The sequence below is a fragment of the Anaerofustis butyriciformans genome, from assembly GCF_036289385.1.
Classification (GTDB): Bacteria; Bacillota; Clostridia; order Eubacteriales; family Anaerofustaceae; genus Anaerofustis; species Anaerofustis butyriciformans.
In genome coordinates, this window is sequence record NZ_JAYFFH010000001.1 from 222,240 (window position 1) to 245,089 (window position 22,850).

Annotated in this window: 12 protein-coding genes; 11 read left to right on the top strand and 1 reads right to left on the bottom strand. The window is 30.2% G+C overall.

Annotated features, from left to right (window positions below; translation table 11 throughout):
* Window positions 1-12: 12 nt before the first annotated feature.
* On the bottom strand, window positions 13-2,346 hold the full coding sequence (locus tag V2W16_RS01095; RefSeq protein ID WP_329380090.1) for a hypothetical protein: 2,334 nt from the start codon (window positions 2,344-2,346) through the stop codon (window positions 13-15).
* A 252-nt stretch (window positions 2,347-2,598) separates the two neighbouring features.
* Here V2W16_RS01095 and V2W16_RS01100 point away from each other — a divergent pair, with 252 nt between their 5' ends.
* The 11 genes from V2W16_RS01100 to V2W16_RS01150 all read left to right on the top strand — a co-directional run bounded on the left by V2W16_RS01100 (window position 2,599) and on the right by V2W16_RS01150 (window position 22,743).
* Window positions 2,599-3,891 carry a PD-(D/E)XK nuclease family protein gene (locus V2W16_RS01100; RefSeq protein ID WP_329380092.1) on the top strand — a complete coding sequence of 431 codons (1,293 nt, stop codon included), beginning with the start codon at window positions 2,599-2,601 and terminating at the stop codon, window positions 3,889-3,891.
* 27 nt (window positions 3,892-3,918) lie between these two features.
* Window positions 3,919-4,407, top strand: a complete 489-nt coding sequence (locus V2W16_RS01105) for a terminase small subunit (protein WP_329380095.1) — start codon at window positions 3,919-3,921, stop codon at window positions 4,405-4,407.
* A gap of 1,034 nt (window positions 4,408-5,441) precedes the next feature.
* On the top strand, window positions 5,442-7,610 hold the full coding sequence (locus V2W16_RS01110) for a hypothetical protein (protein WP_329380098.1): 2,169 nt from the start codon (window positions 5,442-5,444) through the stop codon (window positions 7,608-7,610).
* 43 nt (window positions 7,611-7,653) lie between these two features.
* A complete protein-coding gene (locus tag V2W16_RS01115; RefSeq protein ID WP_329380101.1) occupies window positions 7,654-8,886 on the top strand; it encodes a hypothetical protein in 1,233 nt (410 codons plus the stop codon).
* Window positions 8,887-9,826: 940 nt separating this feature from the next.
* On the top strand, window positions 9,827-11,131 hold the full coding sequence (locus V2W16_RS01120; protein ID WP_329380106.1) for a hypothetical protein: 1,305 nt from the start codon (window positions 9,827-9,829) through the stop codon (window positions 11,129-11,131).
* A gap of 1,195 nt (window positions 11,132-12,326) precedes the next feature.
* Window positions 12,327-12,578 carry a hypothetical protein gene (locus V2W16_RS01125; RefSeq protein ID WP_329380109.1) on the top strand — a complete coding sequence of 84 codons (252 nt, stop codon included), beginning with the start codon at window positions 12,327-12,329 and terminating at the stop codon, window positions 12,576-12,578.
* Between the two features lie 1,030 nt (window positions 12,579-13,608).
* Window positions 13,609-15,558, top strand: a complete 1,950-nt coding sequence (locus V2W16_RS01130; protein WP_329380112.1) for a hypothetical protein — start codon at window positions 13,609-13,611, stop codon at window positions 15,556-15,558.
* Between the two features lie 1,531 nt (window positions 15,559-17,089).
* Window positions 17,090-19,183, top strand: coding sequence for a hypothetical protein (locus V2W16_RS01135; protein WP_329380115.1), 2,094 nt, complete (start codon window positions 17,090-17,092; stop codon window positions 19,181-19,183).
* A gap of 198 nt (window positions 19,184-19,381) precedes the next feature.
* A complete protein-coding gene (locus V2W16_RS01140) occupies window positions 19,382-19,858 on the top strand; it encodes a hypothetical protein (protein WP_329380118.1) in 477 nt (158 codons plus the stop codon).
* 42 nt (window positions 19,859-19,900) lie between these two features.
* Window positions 19,901-20,110, top strand: a complete 210-nt coding sequence (locus V2W16_RS01145; RefSeq protein ID WP_329380121.1) for a hypothetical protein — start codon at window positions 19,901-19,903, stop codon at window positions 20,108-20,110.
* A 77-nt stretch (window positions 20,111-20,187) separates the two neighbouring features.
* On the top strand, window positions 20,188-22,743 hold the full coding sequence (locus V2W16_RS01150) for a hypothetical protein (RefSeq protein ID WP_329380125.1): 2,556 nt from the start codon (window positions 20,188-20,190) through the stop codon (window positions 22,741-22,743).
* The last annotated feature ends 107 nt before the right edge of the window (window positions 22,744-22,850 follow it).

Here is a 22,850-nt window from a genome sequence, read left to right on the forward strand (position 1 = left end):
GCTTTCTTTATATCAATCTTTCAAAGTATTTAATAGAATTTTATTGCATCTATCAAAATATTTTATATACATTTTTTGCTTTTTACTTTGGTGTATTATTGTTTCATCCTTATATATTAGTTCATTAATTTTTAGTTGATTAGATAATTCATTTATACTATCTTGAATACTTTTTTGTATATTTTTTACCATAGCGATGTTATTTTGTTTTTTTACTAAGATTAGACTGCAATAAGTTAAAAATTTTGCACATTCGCTTAATACCAAATCTTTTGAGGAAATTGAGTTTAATGTAGAAAATGTAGTTATTCCTCCACTTAACGAACCTATAAATACACCGCCTCCTGTAAGTATTGTCGTTCCTCCTGCCATTCCTAAACCTCCTGCGGCAAGAGAACCACCACCGATAAATGCCAAACTTGCATTTGTTAAGGCTGCTCCAGATAAATTAGCAAAAGATGATCCAGCTATTAAAACTGCAATTTGAGGTGAAAAGTAATAAATAACTCCTCCTGTTGCTATTCCTAGTACTGCTGTTATACCTGCTCCTGTGATTATTTTTTTTGTTTTATTATCTAACTTTCCAATATTTTTATTATATTCTTTTAATATTGCTTTGTAATCTTCATAAGATATAATCATTTGACATTTGCAAAATTCTTCTTCTTCAAAATTACTTTTATATTTTATTACTTTATTCCATTTTTCTTCTTTTGATTTTATTGGATAATAAGGAATAAACAAAGATAATTCCATTGTAATAAGATAAAGCCAGCCAATATCAATACTTTTTCCAACTTCATTTGATATTTGATTATAAGTTTCGTCTTTGTTTAGTAAAACTAATTCATTTTTATAATTTTCATTAATATCTTTTTCCCATAGTTGAAGCCATTTTTGTTTTATTTTTCTTTCTACATCATCTTTTGTTGTATTTATATCATATTGAACTTTTTGTTTTTTTAGAGAAAAGAGTATTTGCATTTGTTTTTCATTTAATGAAAAGTAATCATATATTTTAAAATCAAACGTTTCTTTTAAAAGTACATCTTGTCTTTGTTTATATATTTTGTATGTTTCTTTTAGATCTTTTAATATATATATTCCTTCACTAAGAAGTGCAAAAGTAAAACGTCCTACTCCAACATAATTTATATTTAAAAGGAAATGTCTTGTAAAATTGTTTTTTCCTTTATATGCTGCTTTTACTGCAGCTGTTGCAGTTGAAACCGTAAAGAAAACACCAGAGGAAATAGTAATCATATGTGTTAAGTTTCTGTTGTTTATAGGCAGAAAAGTTTTAGGGTCTAATTTTTTTAAATCTTTTAGTGATTTAATATTGTTTATTTTAATTTGTATATAAAGTCTTTTTATAAAATAAAATCCTCTTACTATACATTCATTAATAATTACCGGTATGGCTTGATTTGATATTTGAAAAGCAATTCCCATTTCGGTTCTAAGGTCAAATTTAATTATATCGTCTTTAGATTTATGTTCAAAATATGTTCCATTAAATAATTTAGATATAAATTTTGAAAATTCTATTTCATCGTCTTTATATTTAATTTTTATTTCATGTATTAAAGGCAGAGTTGATACTTCTTTTAGAAAAGATAAAATCGGTCCCGGAATTCCTGTTCCTTCTCCCGGTGTATTACTTGAGCCTGCCATATCACTTATTAAATGGAATGCCCATTTTATAGTTGCATAGTATATTTTTTCATATATATTTTTACCTATATATTTTGTATCTGTAATTTCTTTAAAAATAAATTTACCATCTGGGTCTGTTCCAAAGCTATATTTAAAAAACTGTTCGATAATTGAGAAAATAAGTCCGGTAATTGTAGGGTGGTGCGTAAAATCTCTTAAGTGATGTTGTCTGCCTCCACCATATATATTAGTATGGCTGTCAGATGCAAATGGATAAGCTTTTTCTAAAGTTCTTATTGCTCCGGCGATATCATCTTTATCACCTTTAAAGCCATTAAACTTAGCTATTTTAATAACGATATCTATTGCTTTTTCTTTTCCCATAGTTTGAGCATTATCTAAAGAAAATTCTTTACAAATAAAGGCACTTATTCCACCTGAAAAAAGACCACTTGCGGCAGATAGTATATAATCTGTTTTGGTAAGGTTATCTATATATTCTAAAAATTCACTATCAATATAATCATTTTCGGTTTTGTCTTTTAAATTAAAATTTTCATTAAAATTTGGATTTGTTTCATCTTGAATGCTATATTCATAGTTAAAATCATTTTCTTTTTCAGGAATAACAATTTCATATGAAAAAGGCATTATAAAATCGTTGTTTTGCTTTGTTATTAAAGTATTCATTTTTTTCTCCTCATTTTATCGTTAATTAAATTATAAGTTAGTATTTTAAAATAAACAACAAATTTTATTATGGTAATAAGCATTAGATTTATAATTGGTAAATATTTCCTTACCTCAAAAATAATAAAGAAAAAATCGTAGATAGGTTTTTAAAAATATGTTAAATTTAGAATATAAATTTGGGAGTATGTTGGTACGTAAATATACTTTTAATATGGTATTATAGTAAATGAATAAGTGAGGTAATGTGTGATGATAAGGAATTTAGAAACTAACATATTTAAAATTTTAGGGGTGGAAAGTAAAGAAATCGTTATGAGTCGATTTTTTGCAAACTGTATAAAAAAAGATATACGTTTTCTTGATATGATTGCAAAAGAGGCTTATGAAGATTATGAAGAAATAGCGGGTAATGAAGAATTGGATTTAGAGGGGATAAAGGTCGAGGTTGAAAAGGAACTTAATAAAAAAAATAAGGCAGATATATTTATAACGGTAAAAAAAAAAGATGGAAGTAAGTATGCTGTCTACTGTATTGAAAACAAAGTCTATTCCTTAGAGGGAAACAATCAGACAGGCAGATATTTAGATTGCATAGAAAACGAAGACGAAGACAAAAACGATTATAAAGATTATGAGCATAAATATTATATTTATCTTACAGCAGATAAGTCATTTTATGAACTCACAAGTGATAAATTTAAAAGAGTTTATTATTGGCAGCTTAAAAAAATGGGTGATTCACCTTTGGAAGAAGATTTTTTTGATTTATTTGGTAAAAAGAATGCAGAAGAAGTGGAGAAAGAACACGAAAAAATATTTTCTTCAAATACCATTGAAAATTATATTGAATATTTACTAAAAATGATAAACGGATATTATCCAACTTTTATTCAAAATGATGAAAACATTTATGCCTGTTTGGGTAATTACTATAAGAAAAAATTCTGTCAGATTTCACTTCGTGATTTAAAATTTAAAAGTGATTTAATATTGAAAAAAAAGGATGATAATGGCAGTAATAAATACAAAGAAAACAATGAAGAAAAATTAGAATTTAACATACATTTGGAAGTAGAAGAAGGCAAAACTTTTTTACATTTTGAAACTTATCCTTATTTTTCAAAGAGAACAATAAAATCAAAATATGCTAATGGTGAAAATTTATATAAAAAATATCAAGATATAAGAAAAAAAATTAAAAATAGTAAAGTTATTGAATCTTTAATAGACATAATAAATAATTCTTTAAAGGAAGAAATAATAAAATTTTTAGTAAATGAAAAAAACAAGTTATCAGATGAGGTAATAATAAAATTACTGGATAATGATATAAAGGAATTATCAAATGCAGATTTGAAAAGGGAAATTACAGATAATATAAAATGTAAAATAGAAGATACAACTCTTACATTGGTAAAATTTAGTACAGAAAATAATAAGTTAAACTATAAATTATATTTTTACTTTTTGATTTATGTTATAAACTACATAAAGTCAAAAAAAGAAGAAATAAATAAAATAATTCAGGAAACAGAGCTTTAGGCTCTGTTTTTATATTAGGAGGAAAAAATGGAGAAGAAAAAGGAACTTACAAAAAGACAAAAGGCTTTTGCCGATGAATATTTAATATCATTAAACGGATATAATGCAGCATTAAAGGCAGGTTACAGCAAGGAATGTGCAGGGAGTATTGCATCGAGAAATCTTAAAAACCCCCTTATAAAAGAATATATGAACTCGGTTTTAAATAAGACAAAGTCAGATGATGTGGCAGATATAAAGGAAGTAATGGAATATTTAACATCGGTTATGAGAAGGGAAGAGATGGAAGATGTTGTAGTGACTTACAAAGAGGAAAAAGTTGATTATAGGGAAGTTGAGCCCGGGGAATTTAAGCAGGTAAAAGAAAAGACAGAAACACCTAAAGTAGTTCAAATTCCAACAAAGCTTAGTTATGCCATGAAGGCTGCGGAGTTACTTGGAAAGAGATACGGAGTATTTAAAGACGAAGAGGATAAGGAAGTAAATAAGACTATTAAGGTTACGCTGACGGATTAAAGGTTAGTAAGGGGCTTTGCCCCTTAAACCCCTTACTTAAGGGCTGTCTGCCCTTAACAACCCGTATTTAAGGGGTGTTACCCCTTAAGAACCCCACGACTTTTTTACTCGCCTAAAAAAGTCGAATAAAAGGGCGCCACTAGGCGTGGGGTTTTAGGGTTTCGCTCTAAAGAGCGACCAGTATTTTTCCGAAGCAAAAAATACTGGATAAAATGCTTTCACTCATACGCCGTGAGGGCTTATAACGCACTCGGATTTCATGAAAAATCTACCCGATTTTTCCATGAACGAGTGCTACCGCTGCCCCGAGCTGTTTAGGTTATAGTTTTTTTTATAGGGGTGAGATAAATGGATAAATAAAGGTGTTGTGTTTTTATTTGTCCTATAGATGTAAAAAAGACACTTCTCGGTGAAGTGCCTTATAACGCATTCAAAAGCTTACTAAAAATACTACCCGTATTTTTAGTGCTGGAATGCTACCCCAACCTGCCTTATTATCTGCTTTTATTTAGAAGGGGTAGGACATTGTTGTTAAATGGGAGTTTAGGGTTTGAATGGATTTTATGAAAATTTGCAAGTCATGGTGGTAAAATATAAAGTTAATGGTTTCATTACTTTATGTAATGCTGTGGAATATGGTATGTAAATTAAGATTATGGATTTTGATGTGGTTTATTGTTAGTTTATTTAATATTTTTTTGAAATGATACTTATTACTATAAAAGTAATTATTTTAGTTTTATTTATTGATGAAATAGCAAGTATTATAACTTAAGATTTATCATGACAGTTTTTTGTTGTTAGAATATGATTCATAATATTGGTTTTAGGCAGTAGAATATGATTTAAGTTTGTAATTAAGTTTGATAATATAATTTTATTTTAGGAGTGTTTTGCTCTTTTTTTATTGCTAGGTTTTATAAAAAAATTAAGTATTTAAGGAGGTAAAAATTTTGAAAGATACGTAAAAATGAAGTTTATTTTAGAAATATAGAAATCAAATTTATTTAAAAATGATAAAAAAGGAGGGAAAAATGAGAAATAAATATATTGATGAAATATTAAAAAAATCGGCTGGAACAATTAGTAATTCTATAAAAACAATAAATAAAGAAAGCCTTGAAAAGGCAAGAAGAAATAATAATTGGAATGTAAATAATAAGGCATATAAAAGTGCAAACAATGTTGCAGGTGCACTTAAATCAGGAGTTAAGAGTGCTTTTAATAATAAAAATTTTAGTAATGGTAATTCTGGTTCAAGTATTAATACGAAAGACTATGCAAATTCTGATTTTAAAAATAGTGGTTTAAATAAGGGAAGTACTCAATTTAAAGATAATAATATTAAACCATTTAACCAAATGGGTTTTGAAAATTATTATAATATACAAAAACAAAAAGAACAAAAGGAACAAAAACAAAAAGAAGCGATAAATAAAAGTGTAGCAGATATTTATAAACAAAGTTATAATTATATAAATAAAGGATTACAAAATAGTGCTAAAATATTAAAACAAAAGAGTGCTCCTATATATTCAAAAAGCGGTTTAAATGGTAATATGTATAATTCGACAAATAATGACAAAAAAGTCAATACTGACAGCATAGTATATAAAGGGGATAAAAATTTAAAATCCAAAGTCTATACTCAAAATTCAAATGTAAATAAGGATTTTATGACTTATCAAAATACATATACTCAAAATAAAAAATTGGGAATGGATTTTATAAATCAAAATAATAATAAAACTTATATAACCTCTTATGACCCAAAAACCATAAGGGAGCCGGAAGAAAAGAAAAACCAAGAATTACAAAACTTAATTTTAAAAAACAGTGGTTTGAATATGGGTGGTAAAAAAGATTTACATAGTTTAAAGAATCCTACGTTAAGAACCCATATGAGCTTTGATGAATTTCAAAGTAGAAATAAAAATAAGCAGAAAGCAGATTATTCTTCTGTTATTAATAATGCAAAGCCTATGAACAGCACCAAAACTTATGCCGAGATTAATAGTGCCCCTAGAAGACCGGGGGATCTTACAAAAAGGTTTTCGACAGATATATACAATGAAAAAGTATTTGAGCCTTATATACAAAAGAAAAGGGCAGAAGAAGAAATTCAAAAACAAAATAGAGAAAACCTTTATGATAATTTTGATAAAGTTGTACAGTCGGCAAAAGGTGCTCCAAGATATGGAGATTTTAGCAAAAAACAGTATTATGGTGAGGCTGGAGGTGCCATAGATGATTATATAAGCCGTAAAGTTAGCGAGGAAACAAAGGAATTATTGAAAGAAGAATATGGAGAGCCAGGTGCTGTAAATATTATGCTTGAAAAAAAAGGAGCTGAAAACTTAGATTTTAGTAATATAGAAGCATTAAAGAAAAATCCTGTTTTAAAAGATGTTGATATTTCTCTTATGCAGAGTATGACAGAAGAAGAAAGAAAAATGCTTTATGTTGCAATGAGTGATCATATGGCAGAGGATAAAACTGGATATAATGATGTAATGAAAGCTAAGATTCCTTATGCAATGGCTCTTGTTGTTTCTGACAGGATAGAGCAAGAGACTCTTGACGATATTGCCACGTATGGTAATGATTATCTTATAAAAATAACTATAGAGGAATCTTTATATAGAAATTTTGAAGGTGGGTTTCAAACGGGGCGAGTTATGGGCACGAATTTTAATCCCTTTTATAAAAGAGGGCAAAGTGCTGCTTTGGAACGTTTAAAACATGAGGGAACAGAAGAACAAAAAATCATTATATATGGTTTTGAAGGAGTAGCAGATACTATAACAGATTCTTGTATAGATGCAGGTAATACATCTTTTCCATTAATTGGAAAGTTTGAAGCTTATAATATTGCTTGGGGAAAATCTTATAGCCATTCTTTGAATTATGATTATTATGATTTAGATATATCTATAAAAGAAGCACAAGATAAAGCTTTTTATGATGCAAATAAAAGTTTAGCATTAGGAATGATGCCTGATATTGCTGATGCATGGGTTAAATATAATATTTCTGATAATTTGCTTACATATTTAAATCAAATTGATTATATGGATATGAAGACTATTTTTAAACAGTATGGAATAGATATTGGTAAAGATACTTTATGGTCTACAGTTGTAAATGCTAATAATAAAATAAATGAATATATGGCAAATGAAGAAAAAGATAATAAAAAATAATTATTATGATATAATTAAGCTATAAAAATTTCGAGGGAATATTATGAAAAAATTTTTAGTGAAAACAGCTTTTAATTTGTTTTTTATATTTTTAATTGCATTGGTAGTTTTAAATAATCCAAATATAATAGAGGATTTATTTTTTGGAGGGGATATAGATGCAAGTTATTGTAAAAGTATAAAAGTAAATGCAAAGGAAATGTACTGGAATTTTGGAGATGAAGTAGAATATCCTGAGCTTAACGAGTCAAGAGAGATTTTAAAGAGATTGTTTGGTGAGAATTGGCTGGAAATAGGACATGAAAACATAACAATAGAGCCTACTTTAAATAAACATGATATTAATGACCATGAGCCTGGAGAAGATTTTGAAAATGGAGAAGTAACTTTAAAGATATATGCTTACAATTATGGAAAAGTATATAAAAATGCAAAAGAGAAAACCGATAAGCAGATAAGAGAAAGAAACATAAAAAACAAAAAAGAAAAGAATGATTTGTTAAATAAGAATTTAAAAGAAGAATACAGAAATGTAATGGAAAATGATAAAATTACAGAAAATGTAGTATATAAAAATATGTCAGATAAATCTTCAAGCAGAGGGATTGGAGCAAATATGACCGTAGTACCTCTTAAGAAGCAAAATGGTAATATGGATTTATATAGTGCACTAACAGGCGGGTTAGTATATGAGATAGAAAAAAATCCATGTGATTATCTTATAGTAAGTGATGAGTTTAAATATTATGAAGAATTAAAGGGACTTATTGAAGATGTTAAAACCGATATAGTAAAAGGAGATATGCCGAGTGATTACGAAGAAGCAAGGGAGGTTATGTCTGTTTTAGTGGATCCTGAAGACGAAACTAAGGAAGAAGAAGATATTGAAATTATAATGGAAAATGTAGGTTTTAGTATAGAAGAAGTTAATAGGGATAAGAAAAAGATAAAACTTATATTTGATAGTCCTGATTTTGAGTATATTTATAATCAGGCAATTATAATGACTGAAATTGATATTGATAATGAAAATGATTTAAATGAAAAAGAAAAAGGAAAAATCTTTACTGAGAAACTTAACGAAATGTATATAAAATTCTACAAAAGCAATAGAGTGAATCCAAAGAAAAAAACGACAATAACTTATGAAACCTATTATGACGAAAATGGAGAATGTCACTATAAACTTAATATAGATAATTATTTTTATAGTTATTTCTTTGGGAATTTGGAAAAGGCTGTTGGAAGTGAAGCTGATTATATGATAATAAAGTAAATTTCGCTCTAAAGAGCGACCAGTATTTTTCCGAAGCAAAAAATACTGGATAAAATGCTTTCACTCATACGCCATGAAGGCTTATAACGCACTCGGATTTCATGAAAAATCTACCCGATTTTTCTATGAACGAGTGCTACCGCTACCCCGAGCTGTTTAGGTTATAGTTTTTTTATAGGGGTGGGATAAATGGATAAATAAATGGGTTGTGTTTTTATTTGTCCTATAGATGTAAAAAAGACACTTCTTGGCGAAGTGCTTTATAACGCATTCCGAAGCTTACTAAAAATACTACCCGTATTTTTAGTGCTGGAATGCTACCCCTCCTCACCTAATTTAGTGTTGTATGTAAGTGGGTGGGACATTTTTTATCCAAATATTTGGATAAAAGGAAACCACTGGGCGTGGAGCCTTTGACGCACTCGGATTTCATGAAAAATCTACCCGATTTTTCTATGAACGAGTGCTGCCGCTGCCCCGAGCTGTTTAGGTTATAGTTTTTTTATAGGGGTGGGATAAATGGATAAATAAATGGGTTGTGTTTTTATTTGTCCTATAGATGTAAAAAAGACACTTCTGGGCGAAGTGCCTTATAACGCATTCCAAAGCTTACTAAAAATACTACCCGTATTTTTAGTGCTGGAATGCTACCCCGACCTGCCTTATTATCTGCTTTTATTTAGAAGGGGTAGGACATTGTTGTTAAATGGGAGTTTAGGGTTTGAATGGTTTATGTTAGTTTGTAGGTCATGGAGGTTAAATGTTAGGTTAGGGGTTTCGTGATTTTTATGTAAGTGGATTGGATATTATAACATGTAGATTTCTGCTAGAGTTCTTTTGTTATACAGAATATTTATAAATGCGTAATCATCTTTTAAGTATTGCTTAGAAGGTGATTTTTTATGTTATAATAAAGTCATGAAATAATCGAGGGAATATTATGAAAAAATTTTTAATGAAAACAGCTTTTAATTTGTTTTTTATATTTTTAATTGCATTGGTAGTTTTAAATAATCCAAATATAATAGAGGATTTATTTTTTGGAGGGGATATAGACGCAAGTTATTGTAAAAGTATAAAAGTAAATGCAAAGGAAATGTACTGGAATTTTGGAGATGAAGTAGAATATCCTGAGCTTAACGAGTCAAGAGAGATTTTAAAGAGATTGTTTGGTGAGAATTGGCTGGAAATAGGACATGAAAACATAACAATAGAGCCTACTTTAAATAAACATGATATTAATGACCATGAGCCTGGAGAAGATTTTGAAAATGGAGAAGTAACTTTAAAGATATATGCTTACAATTATGGAAAAGTATATAAAAATGCAAAAGAGAAAACCGATAAGCAGATAAAAGAAAAAAACATAAAAAACAAAAAAGAAAAGAATGATTTGTTAAATAAGAATTTAAAAGAAGAATACAGAAATGTAATGGAAAAAGATAGAATTACAGAAAATGTAGTATATAAAAATATGTCAGATAAATCTTCAAGCAGAGGGATTGGAGCAAATATGACCGTAGTACCTCTTAAGAAGCAAAATGGTAATATGGATTTATATAGTGCACTAACAGGCGGGTTAGCATATGAGATAGAAAAAAATCCATGTGATTATCTTATAGTAAGTGATGAGTTTAAATATTATGAAGAATTAAAGGGACTTATTGAAGATGTTAAAACCGATATAGTAAAAGGAGATATGCCGAGTGATTACGAGGCATCAAGGGAGGTTATGTCCACTTTTGCAGATCCTACGGGTGATAAAGAGAAAGATATTGAAGTTGCTTTTAGGAGTGTAGGCTTTAGTATAGAGAAAATAGATAGGGATAAGAAAAAAATAAAACTTATATTTGACAGTCCTGATTATGAAAAAATTTATAATAGAGCCCTTGAAGAAACCATAAAAGATATTGAAAGTGAAGAAAAATATCTTACGGAAGGAGAAAAGGGAGAAATATTTACTGAAAATCTTTATAGAAACTATGTAGATATGTCTACAAAAACCAGAGTAGACCCAAAGAAAAAAACGACAATAACTTATGAAACCTATTATGACGAAAATGGAGAATGTCACTATAAACTTAATATAGATAATTATTTTTATAGTTATTTCTTTGGGAATTTGGAAAAGGCTGTTGGAAGTGAAGCTGATTATATGATTTTTGAAAGAGAAAAGCCACCAGAGAAAAAGAAGGGACCTGATATTGTAAAAGAAATGATGGAAGAAGAGGAGAATAATAAATAAGGGGCATCCTCATATTTAAGGGGTGTTACCCCTTAAGAACCCCACTCTTTTTTTGCTTGTCCAAAAAAAGAGGAAAAAAGGACACTTCTGGGCGTGGAGTTTTAGGGTTTCGCTCTAAAGAGCGACCAGTATTTTTCCGAAGCAAAAAATACTGGATAAAATGCTTTCACTCATACGCCGTGAGGGCTTATAACGCATTCCGAAGCTTACTAAAAATACTACCCGTATTTTTAGTGCTGGAATGCTACCCCGAGCCCATATAATTTAGCGTTGTATGTAAGTGGGTGGGACATTTTTTATCCAAATATTTGGATAAAAGGAAACCACTGGGCGTGGAGCCTTTGACGCACTCGGATTTCATGAAAAATCTACAAGGTTTTCTATGAACGAGTGCTGCCGCTGCCCCGAGCTAAACATTTAGTTAGTGGTGTTTATTTTAGGGTGTGGGACATGGTAGAAAAATGTAGGTTGTGTTTTTATTTGTCCTATAGATGTAAAAAGGACACTTCTGGGCGAAGTGCCTTATAACGCATTCCGAAGCTTACTAAAAATACTACCCGTATTTTTAGTGCTGGAATGCTACCCCGAGCCCATATAATTTAGCGTTGTATGTAAGTGGGTGGGACATTTTTTATCCAAATATTTGGATAAAAGGAAACCACTGGGCGTGGAGCCTTTGACGCTTTTCGATGTCTCGCAAAATGCTACCCGCATTTTACGGACAGAAAAGCTACCCCGACCTGCCTTATTATCTGCTTTTATTTAGAATGGGGTAGGACATTGTTGTTAAATGGGAGTTTAGGGTTTGAATGGATTGTATGTAAGTTTGTAGGTCATGGTGGTTGTTAAATGTTAGGTTAGGGGTTTTTTAGTGTTTTATTGTTACTATATTTAAGAATTTTGTAAAATGATACTTATGACTACAAAAGTATTTATGCGAGTTTTATTTATTGCTGAAATAGTACATATTTTATAATTTACTATATTAGTTTTAAAGCTAAAATATGATTTGAGTTTGTATTTTAGTTTAATAATACATTTTAATTTTAGGAGCGTTATGCTCCTTTTTTATTACTCATTTTAAATTTTGTTTACAAAGAGCTTTTTGCTCTTTTTTTATTTTATTTTAAGGAGGTAAGGTATGTAGAAAAATTTTGAAACAGATTTTAAACATAACAAAAAAAGGAGGAAGAAAATGAATTTAATTATTATATGTTTAATTATTTACGGATTTATTAGCATGGCTATGGTGCTTTTTGCTTATAATCTAGGTTTAAAAAGTGTTAGTGAAAAGAAAGAAGAAAAGAGAAACAGTATTAAGCCTTTTTTAAAAACAAGCAAGGTAAAGATGACAAAGGAAGAAAAAGAAGCTTTTAACAAAATGAATATTGCACTTAGCAATATTGAAAATTATGACGGTACAAGCAGGGGGCAGAAGAAAGTTTAATATAAGGGGCTTTGCCCCTTAAGAACCCCACGACTTTTTTACTCGCCTAAAAAAGTCGAATAAAAGGGCGCCACTAGGCGTGGGGCCTTTTACGCTTTTCGATGACTGCGTAAAACTCTGCCCGAGTTTTACTGTCAGAAAAGCTACCGCTACCCCGAGCTGTTTATGTGAGGTGGGGGATATTTTCGTGAAATGTAAGGTTAAGGATTTTTCAAAATCTCTACCCGAGATTTTTGAAACGACCACTACCGCCACCCCGACTAATTTAACTATGTTAGGGGGATATATTTAAGGGATACTCCCTTAACAACCCATATTTAAGGGGTGTTACCCCTTAAGAACCCCACGACTTTTTTACTCGCCTAAAAAAGTCGAATAAAAGGGCGCCACTAGGCGTGGCGTTTTAGGGTTTCGCTCTAAAGAGCGACCAGTATTTTTCCAAAGAAAAAATACTGGACAAAATTCTTTCACTCAAACGCCGTGAATACAAAGGGGCTTTGCCCCTTAAACCCCATATTTAAGGGGTTTTACCCCTTAAGAACCCCACTCTTTTTTTGCTTGTCCATTCGCAATTTTTTTTAAAAATCGCTCATGTTGTTTAAAGCTTTCAGCTTCCTGAGTTTTTATAAAAACTCAGCTGTTTCTTTGAAACAGTAAACAGTCACAATAAGAGGTAAAAAGGACACTTCTAGGCGAAGTGCCTTATAACGCTTTTCGATGACTACGTAAAACTCTGCCCGAGTTTTACTGTCAGAAAAGCTACCGTTACCCCAATATGTTTGAGGTGTTTGTATAAAAGATAAATAAAGGCGTTGTATTTTTTATGTAAGATATTTGAACATTAATTTGAAATGTTGGTTATGGCTTTTGATGTATTAGATGTAAGGGGGATATGGATGGAGATTAGAAATATTATAACAGGTAAAAAAAGAGTGTGTAGATTAAAAATATAACAGAAGTTTAGCAGTTTATTGAAATTACAAAAAATAAGAGATTAATACTAAGAATAAAAAATAAAGGAGAATAAATTATGTATGAAAATGAGAATTACAAAAAGACAGGCGAATGGGCCTTATATGAAAAAGGAAAGGATTTTTTAAGCAAGAAAAATGTATATGAAGAAACAGACAAGGTTTATCGTTTTTACAACGGAGATCAGTGGAAAGGTGTTGAAAGCGGAGTTATTTCTCCTATAACTTACAACATAATTAAACCGATTGTTAAATACAAAACGGGGGTAATAAACGGTAACGGATACGGTGTTGTATTTTCACCCAACAACTTTGAAGATGCGAGATTTCAAGTGAAGATGTCTGATCTTTGCTCTAAATTAAACGAATATACTTCGATTCTTTGGGAGAACAAGAAAATTAACGCAATTTCAAGGGATATATTAAAAGATGCCTGCATTAACTCAGAGGGTATACTTTATTTAAACTATGATGTAGAGGAAAATGAGATTGTTCCGGAAGTTGTAAACAAGACAAATATTTATTATGAAAATGAAAACAACTCCGATATTAACGATCAAGAGTACATATTAATTACAACAAGACAGAGTGTTGCCAGTGTAAAAAGGCTTGCAAGAAAAAACAAAGAGCTTGGTCTTAACAAATTAACGGAAGATGACATTCAAAAGATAATGAGTGATAACAAAACAAAAGAACAAGCCGGGGATTATGCAAAAGAAGAATTACACAACATGGTTCTTGTAATAAGTAAATTCTTCAAAAAAGACGGTCACATTTGGTTTAAGAAATCCACCGAAAATGCAGTTATTGAAGAAGAGAGAGATTTAGGACTTAAGAAGTATCCTATTGCTCATTTTGTTTGGGAGGAATTAAAAGGAAGTGCCAGAGGAATGGGTGAAGTAATAAACCTTATACCAAACCAAATCGAGATTAACAAGACAGCTACAAGAAGGTCTCTTGCGGTAATGATGGGGGCTTATCCGAAACTTGTTGTTGACAGCAAGAAAATCAGTAACCCTGACAGTATTACAAAAGTAGGCAGCGCAATATTTACCGACAATCAAACTGTTGATGATGTAAGAAAAGTAGCGGGATACTTAAATCCTGCTACCATGAGTCCTGACAGTAAGTCACTTCAAGATGAGCTTATACAAAATACAAAAGACCTTGCAGGTGCCGGAGATTCTGTTACAGGGGATGTTAACCCAGAAAGAGCCAGTGGTCAAGCTATTTTGGCGGTTCAACAAAACAGTGAACAAAACTTAACGGAACAACTAATCAGATTTAAAGATTTCCTTGAAGATGTTGCAGGGATAATTTTCGAGATGTGGCAGGTATACACACCAAAAGAGGGAAAAAGAATAATAATAAAGAAACCTTTAAGTGAAGTTAAAAACGAAGAAAAGAGAAATAATTTTATTGTTGGAAGAGATGACGACATAGAGAACATGGAAGAAAACGAAAAGGACCAAAAGGGAGAAGACAAAGAAATATATGTAAGCAGAATTATTGACAAAGAGACAATAGAAAAATTAAAAGTAAGCATTAAAATAGATATTTCTCCAAACACTCCTTTTGATAAATACGCAAGAGAAACAGCTCTTGGAAATATGCTTAACAGCGGTCATATAACCTTTGAAGAGTATGCGAAAAATCTTCCTGTTGACAGTGTTATACCAAAAGAAGCATTAATGAACATAGTAAAAGAAAGGAAGAAAGAAGAAGACAAGATAATGAAAATTCAACAAAAGGGAGAACAAGAAAAAGCCATGATGGATACTTCTGTTATGGATAAAGATGAAAGTATGGCTGATTCACCTCAAGGTTTGTCTTCTTCTGCCCTAAACTCTGCACTTTTAAAGGCTGCAAGTTTAAAGGGAATGGGTAGTAATGGTATGGATAACATGAACAAACTTGGCAGTATGGGGAACATAAATGCAAATACAGGAAGTAAACAGCCAAGAAGAAGTTTAAATTTATCACCTGATAAAATACATCTGAATAATTAATAATAATTAAGGGGCTTTGCCCCTTATAAACCCCTAATTTAAGAGATACTCCCTTAAAAACCCTTATTTTAAGGGGTTTCACCCCTTAAGAACCCCACTCTTTTTTTGCTTGTCCAAAAAAAGAGGTAAAAAGGACACTTCTGGGCGAAGTGCCTTATAACGCTTTTCAATGACTGCGTAAAACTCTACCCGAGTTTTACTGTCAGAAAAGCTACCCCGAGCCGAACGGTTTAGATTATGTTTTATAGAGGGGTGGGACATGGTGGTTAAAATCTGGTTATGGTTTTTAATGTTTTTATTTAAGAATGTAGGGCATGGTAGTGAAAGGTGAGTTTAAGAGTTTCATAGTTTTATTTTAGGGGGTGGGGTATATTTAAGGGATACTCCCTTAAGAACCCTTATTTTAAGGGATAGTCCCTTAAGAACCCCACTCTTTTTTTGCTTGTCCAAAAAAAGAGGTAAAAAGGACACTTCTGGGAGAAGTGCCTTATAACGCTTTTCAATGACTGTGTAAAACTCTACCCGAGTTTTACTGTCAGAAAAGCTACCCCGACCTAAGCTGTTTAGGTTGTGATTTTTTATAGTGATATGGAACATTATAGTAAAATGTTAGGTTAAGAGTTTCATAGTTTTATTTTAGGGGGTGGGGTATATTTAAGGGATACTCCCTTAAGAACCCTTATTTTAAGGGCTGTCTGCCCTTAACAACCCGACCATATTTTTGCCGAAGCCCAAAAATATGGGAAAAAGGCTTTCACTCAAGTGCCGTGAAGGCTTATAACGCTTTTCGATGACTGCGTAAAACTCTACCCGAGTTTTACTGTCAGAAAAGCTACCCCGAGCCTAACCAATTTGGCATTTTATGTAGGGTAATAGAACATGGTGGTTAAATAAACGGTTATGCGTTTTATGGTTTTGATTTAAAAGAGTTGGATATGGTGGTAAAAAGTAGACTATAGATTTTTAGGGTTTCGCTCTAAAGAGCGACCAGTATTTTTCCAAAGAAAAACTATTAATTATGTCATTCGCAATTTTTTCTTAAAAAATCGCTCATGTTGTTTAAAGCTTTCAGCTTTCTGAGTTTTTATAAAAACTCAGCTGTTTCTTTGAAACAGTAAACAGTCAAATTACTTTCACTCAATCACCGTGAGGGCTTATAACGCTTTTCGATGACTACGTAAAACTCTACCCGAGTTTTACTGTCAGAAAAGCTACCCCGAGCCTAACCAATTTGGCATTTTATGTAGGGTAATAGAACATGGTGGTTAAAAATAGAGGAATGTGTTTTTATAGGTTTAATGTTAGGGGTTGGGGCATTGAAGATAAAAGCAGGTTACGATTTTTAATGTGTTTTAAGTTGTGAGATATGGTGTTAAATGCGATGGTGGATATTTTGAAAGAGTGGTGGATTGTTTCATTTGAATTTTACAATTATTCATTTGGAGCATACATTTTAAAATATTACAAAAAATAAAAAATTAATTAAATTTTCGACACATTTCGTGTCTTTTTTTATTTAAGGAGGAGTAAAATGAGTAACAAAAAAGATAAATATAAGATAAATTATAGCACATATGTATCAGGAGGGAGAGCCATGGGGAATAGTGGCTCGGCTATTAGAGGAGGATTAAGCTCTGCGTTTTCAAGAGTAAAATCAACATCAAATAAAGAAAATACATCTTCAAATAAAAGTTCTTCCGGTGGTGTTTCGGGGTTAATTAAAAGCAGTGTTGGTTCTACAGTGACTTCAAATAAAAGTTCAAACAGTTACGATAGTTCTTCTAAAAGTAACACAAACCTTGATTATAATGTAAAGAAATATATGGGACAGAGAGGTGGAACTTTTGGGGATAAATCATATACGAAAATAGGAGATGATTTTTATTTAAAGGCAAATCCATATTCCGGTATTGATATGAAAAAGAATAATAAGCCTAAACTTCTAAAGGAAAATCAATATAACGTATCGGAAGAAAACAGAGAAAAGATAAACAAGGGAAGAGTAGAAAGTTACATAAAAGGCATAAATCCTTATAGCGCACCGCCGAAAAACATAAGAGACGCAAAAGCGAAGGAAAGCGTGGAAAGTCTTATGAACAGCATACAGAAGAGGAAGAATGAAGCAATAAATAAAGGGAATTCGTTATTGAAAACTTCAACATTAGAAAAACAAAGAGATAATATGAACAGAATAAAAAACGTTCCTTTAAATGTTAGCAATATAAAAGCAGATAAATTAGGGTATGGATTTAAAGAGAATAATACAACAGATACAAATAAATTAACATTAAATAATAACATAAATTCAATAATAAAACCTATGAATAATAAAAGTATGCAAAATAAGAATTTGTTAAGTATAAAGGAAATATCTAAAAATGTAAATAATTATGGTTTTAATCAAGATAATAAAAAAAATATTCTCAGTAGCAAAAATAGTCATGTAAATGAAAGTAACGATAATAGTTCAATAATGTTAGAAAATGAAAAAATGAAAAATTCTTCTCCTTTTCTACAAAATAAATCTGGATTTAATGAAAAAACAAAAAGTATAAATAAAGTTTATGATAATGCTAATAAAGTTCGTAAAGCAACTGAAAGAATTAATAATATTTCGGATTTAACAATTAAAAATATTAACAATAAAATTAACAAACAAAATGAAGAAATATATAAGCAAAAAGAACTTGAAAAACAAAAAAATAAAAAGGTAGCCAATGTAGGTGACTTTAGACAGTATATCGAGAATATAGGAAAGTTAAATAAAAATCCAGTTTATGGAAGTAAAATGTCGATAAATGATGTAAATTTATTAAATAAAAAATATGATGATTTTATAAAAGCAACACCATATGAGGCCCAAAAATATAAAGATTCATTATGGGCGGCATTTAAAATTAAAACTTTATATGATTATTATAATAGAAAAAAATACCAAAAAGATCATACAACGACAGCAATTCCAAAGTCAACGATAGATAGCATTATGAATAATGCTGTTGATTATGGTAACTATAAAGATGCAATTCCTGATGATATTATTGGAAAAAATAAAATAGAAAAAATTGATAATATGAGTGATAAACAAAAAGCAATGATAGTTGAAAAATTTGAGAAAAAATATGGGGGAGAAAATATTGAAAAAAATCTAAAAAAATATGGAGGTGAAAACTTAGCATTTGATAATCCTTTAGCATTAAGTACTAATCCTGCATTTAGAAACCAGAGTGTAGAAAAAATTCAAAATATGTCTATATATGAAAGAAAAATTGCATTTATTATTTCAAGAGAAAATGGACAAAAGGCTGCAGATATTTTTATGAATTATTTAAGTTCTAAGATATCACCAAGAAATAATTTACAAGCAATGGATTTAACAGAAAATAGTTTAGCTTCATTATATGGATTTGCAACAGTTGATGATATGAATGGTAGAATAGATAATTATAAAACGAAAACAAGATCTATTTTTGGTATGGATAATCCTGAATATAATGATTCATTGAATTATGCAGTATCTAATAAAAAGAAAAACGGTACCGCTTTAGAAAAGTTAGCAATAAAAGCTGCGGAAGAACAAAATGATTTAATATTAAAATTTTTATATAAAGTATTTGGTTTTTAATATATCGTATAAAATATAACTAAATAAAAATTAATTTAGAAGAATCGATGAAAGAAAATCCTTGTGAATTTTTTGAAGAATAGAAAAGACACCGAGGGGTGTCTTTTCTATTGTGTTATGTTTAAATAATATCGATATAGCTTATATTAAAGAATAATGTGTTATAATTAAATCAATAGTTGTATTGTAGGGGTTTTTATGAAAAAAGAAAGAACAAAAGAACCATTAAAAAATAAAAAATATATTTATTATATATATTTTATTATAATAATTGCATTGGTAGTCTTATTTCCCTTGTATAAGAATTCGGCAAAAGGGGATTTGCGTGGAAAATGTTATGAATATTTAACATTAGAGGATGGCAGCACTAAGGAATATAGAATGTTATTAGAAATAATGTATCCAAATCCAACATATGGAATTCAATACGTAAATAGCAAAGTTGATTATGATATTGTTGAGAAAACTAAAGAAATTGAAAAAAAGAAAGTTAAAGACCTATATTTAGGATTAAAAGAAATTGAAAAAGAATATGATAAAGTGAAAATAAAGGTTACTTCATATAATTATGCTGATGCATATAAAAATGCGGTTATGGCAACAAATAAGTATATAGAACAAAATAAAAACATAAGTAAAGAAGAAATACAAAAATACTTTGCAAAGCAACTTTAATATGAAGGTAGTAAAATAATAGACAATAAAGAAAAGACTGTAATGTATGTATACAAGAAAGAAGAAGCCGTATCATATGATAGTAGTAGAGGTGGTCATGTTGCTTTTGAAATAATGGAATTACCGGGGCAAAAAGATAACCTTGATTTCTTAAACGCAATGCTTGGTGGACTTGTTGAAGAAATGGACAGGACGAAGCTGCCTGAGGGGGTTGACCTTGAAGAGACTTTGCAGTTAATGGGGGTAGAATAGATAAATAGATTAAGAATAAAAAGACACCGAGGGGTGTCTTTTTTTGTTAAAAAAATATTTATTTAAGGAGGGATAAAATGAGTAACAAAAAAGATAAATATAAGATAAATTATAGTACATATGTATCAGGAGGGAGAGCCATGGGGAATAGTGGCTCGGCTATTAGAGGAGGTTTAAGCTCTGCGTTTTCAAGAGTAAAATCAACATCAAATAAAGAAAATACATCTTCAAATAAAAGTTCTTCCGGTGGTGTTTCGGGGTTAATTAAAAGCAGTGTTGGTTCTACAGTGACTTCAAATAAAAGTTCAAACAGTTACGACAGTTCTTCTAAAAGTAACAATAACCTTGATTATAATGTAAAGAAATATATGGGGCAGAGAGGTGGAACTTTTGGGGATAAATCATATACGAAAATAGGAGATGATTTTTACTTAAAGGCAAATCCATATTCCGGTATTGATATGAAGAAGAACAATAAGCCAACACTTTTAAAGGAAAATCAATATAACATTTCAGAAGAAAACAGAGAAAAGATAAACAAAGGGAAAATAGAAAGTTACATAAAAGGCATAAATCCTTATAGCGCACCGCCGAAAAACATAAGAGACGCAAAAGCGAAGGAAAGCGTGGAAAGTCTTATGAACAGCATACAAAAGAGAAAGAATAATGTTTTTAAAAATCAAAGTGAAGATAATGAAAGGGGTATTACAGAAAGAGGAATATCTCAGGTAACAAGTAATATTAAACCTTATGGAATGGACCAAAGAAGTGCTGTAAATACAAAGAATAATAGTTTATATCAAGCTTATCCAGGTTACGGAAGCAGAGTGACAAGTGAGGATATACAAAGAATAAATTATAATGCAAACAATTTTGTAAAACAAAGAGATGAAAAAGCTGTATTAAGAAAACAGATGCAGGCAAATAAAGAAAAGGTGAGTAATACAGTAAATTCTGTAATGTCTAATTATTATAAACCATACAATGAAGCAAACAATGTAAAAATAAATGGAGGATACCCAGCTTATGGAAGCATGGTAACAAATGAAGATATACAAAGGATAAATGCAAACTCTAAAGCTTTTGTTGATAGAAACAAATCAGATTTCCAAGCAGGGCAAGCTATAAAAGCTCAGAAAGAAGCAGCAAAAAAAGCTGAACAAGAGAAAAAAGCAAATGCAAAGCCAATTGAAAATGTAAGTGATGTTTCAAAATATGTAATGGATAATTACTATAAACCATATAATGAAGCAAACCATGTAAACATAAATACAGGATATCCATCTAATGGAAGCAGAGTAACAAACGCAGATATTCAAAAAATAAATGCAAATACTCAAACATTTGTTAATAGAAATAAAGCAGATTTCTTAGCAGGGCAAGTTCTAAAAGCTCAGAAAGAGGCAGAAAAAAAAGCAGCACAAGAGAAAAAAGCAAACGCAAAGCCAGTGGACAATTTAAGTGATGTTGCAAATTATTATTATGTACAAAATGGAAATTTTGACAAGGATAAATTTAATCAACAAATGACTGATTATAAAAGTTATTTAACAGAAAAAGAAAATTTAAAGAAACAAAATAAAACAAAAGAAGCAGAAGAGTTAGAAAAACAAAATGAAGCTAATGTTAATGATCTTTTGTATTCAAATAACAGTGTTCCAGGACAACCAACAAGTGGGAACTTCACACAAGAACATTTAGGAAAAGCTGTGCCTGAATATAAAGATTTAACAACAAAAGAAAACGAAGCAGTTTCAATAGAACAAGAGTATTCGTCTGATCCTGATAGAGAAAAATATATAAAAGCAGGAGAGAATACAGCATCAGATAATACTAATGCAGGATATAGATATGATACTAATCCTTTAAAAGCATATAGGGATGACAGCTGGTATTTAAAAAGAGATATTGATCAAGATACAAGATATAAAAAGGGATTAGATTATATGAATCAAGAAGAAATAGATACTGCAAATTATATACTTGGAAAGTATGGTGCAAAGGCACAAGCTAAGTATTTAGAAAATATTGCTTTTAGAATGGAAGAAAGACGAGCAAAAGAAGTATATAATAGGTTAGAAAATTCCGGACCTTTACAAAAAGGTTGGCATGCACTTGCAAATGGATTTATGAGTAAAGGAAAAGATACAATTCAAGGAATAGTAAATATGGGAGCAAATAAAAACTCTTTTACACCTTCAGGTTATGAAATGGCGGTAGATAAAGCCAGAGATAACGCAAGCGGATTTGAGAAATTATATTTAAATGGTTTGAATGATTTAGGTGAGTATAGTTTTGATTATATAGTTAATCCTTTTAACAAAGTAAAAAAAGGAAAAACGATATTGACAAAAGGTGCAAGTATTGCAAGGAAATTGGATTATGCAAATGAAGGTAAAAAAGCTGAAAAAGTGATAAATACATTAAAAAAAGTGGATAATGATATTATAAGTTTTGAAGATATGTATAATATTACAGGAAATACTTTTCATGTTAGTGCAAAAGGGAAGAAAAAAGCTGAAAGAGAAGCTTTTAACAATGGTGAAGTTATAAGCAAAGATAAAGCTATTTCCGAAGGGAAAAAATATGCAGGTACGGACTTAGTGGCAAGTATTATTACAAAAGGAGGGTAATATCCAGTAAAAAAAGTTATTAAGAAAAGTAAATTAGATGATATTGTTAAATCACTAAATTTAAATAAAAATGTAGAGAAAGAATTAAAAGATTTAACAAAAGATAA

Coding starts and splice junctions, on each gene's coding strand:
- V2W16_RS01095 (WP_329380090.1), bottom strand. CDS start 2,346: ATGAATACTTTAATAACAAAGCAAAACAACGATTTTATAATGCCTTTT.
- V2W16_RS01100 (WP_329380092.1), top strand. CDS start 2,599: ATGATAAGGAATTTAGAAACTAACATATTTAAAATTTTAGGGGTGGAA.
- V2W16_RS01105 (WP_329380095.1), top strand. CDS start 3,919: ATGGAGAAGAAAAAGGAACTTACAAAAAGACAAAAGGCTTTTGCCGAT.
- V2W16_RS01110 (WP_329380098.1), top strand. CDS start 5,442: ATGAGAAATAAATATATTGATGAAATATTAAAAAAATCGGCTGGAACA.
- V2W16_RS01115 (WP_329380101.1), top strand. CDS start 7,654: ATGAAAAAATTTTTAGTGAAAACAGCTTTTAATTTGTTTTTTATATTT.
- V2W16_RS01120 (WP_329380106.1), top strand. CDS start 9,827: ATGAAAAAATTTTTAATGAAAACAGCTTTTAATTTGTTTTTTATATTT.
- V2W16_RS01125 (WP_329380109.1), top strand. CDS start 12,327: ATGAATTTAATTATTATATGTTTAATTATTTACGGATTTATTAGCATG.
- V2W16_RS01130 (WP_329380112.1), top strand. CDS start 13,609: ATGTATGAAAATGAGAATTACAAAAAGACAGGCGAATGGGCCTTATAT.
- V2W16_RS01135 (WP_329380115.1), top strand. CDS start 17,090: ATGAGTAACAAAAAAGATAAATATAAGATAAATTATAGCACATATGTA.
- V2W16_RS01140 (WP_329380118.1), top strand. CDS start 19,382: ATGAAAAAAGAAAGAACAAAAGAACCATTAAAAAATAAAAAATATATT.
- V2W16_RS01145 (WP_329380121.1), top strand. CDS start 19,901: ATGTATGTATACAAGAAAGAAGAAGCCGTATCATATGATAGTAGTAGA.
- V2W16_RS01150 (WP_329380125.1), top strand. CDS start 20,188: ATGAGTAACAAAAAAGATAAATATAAGATAAATTATAGTACATATGTA.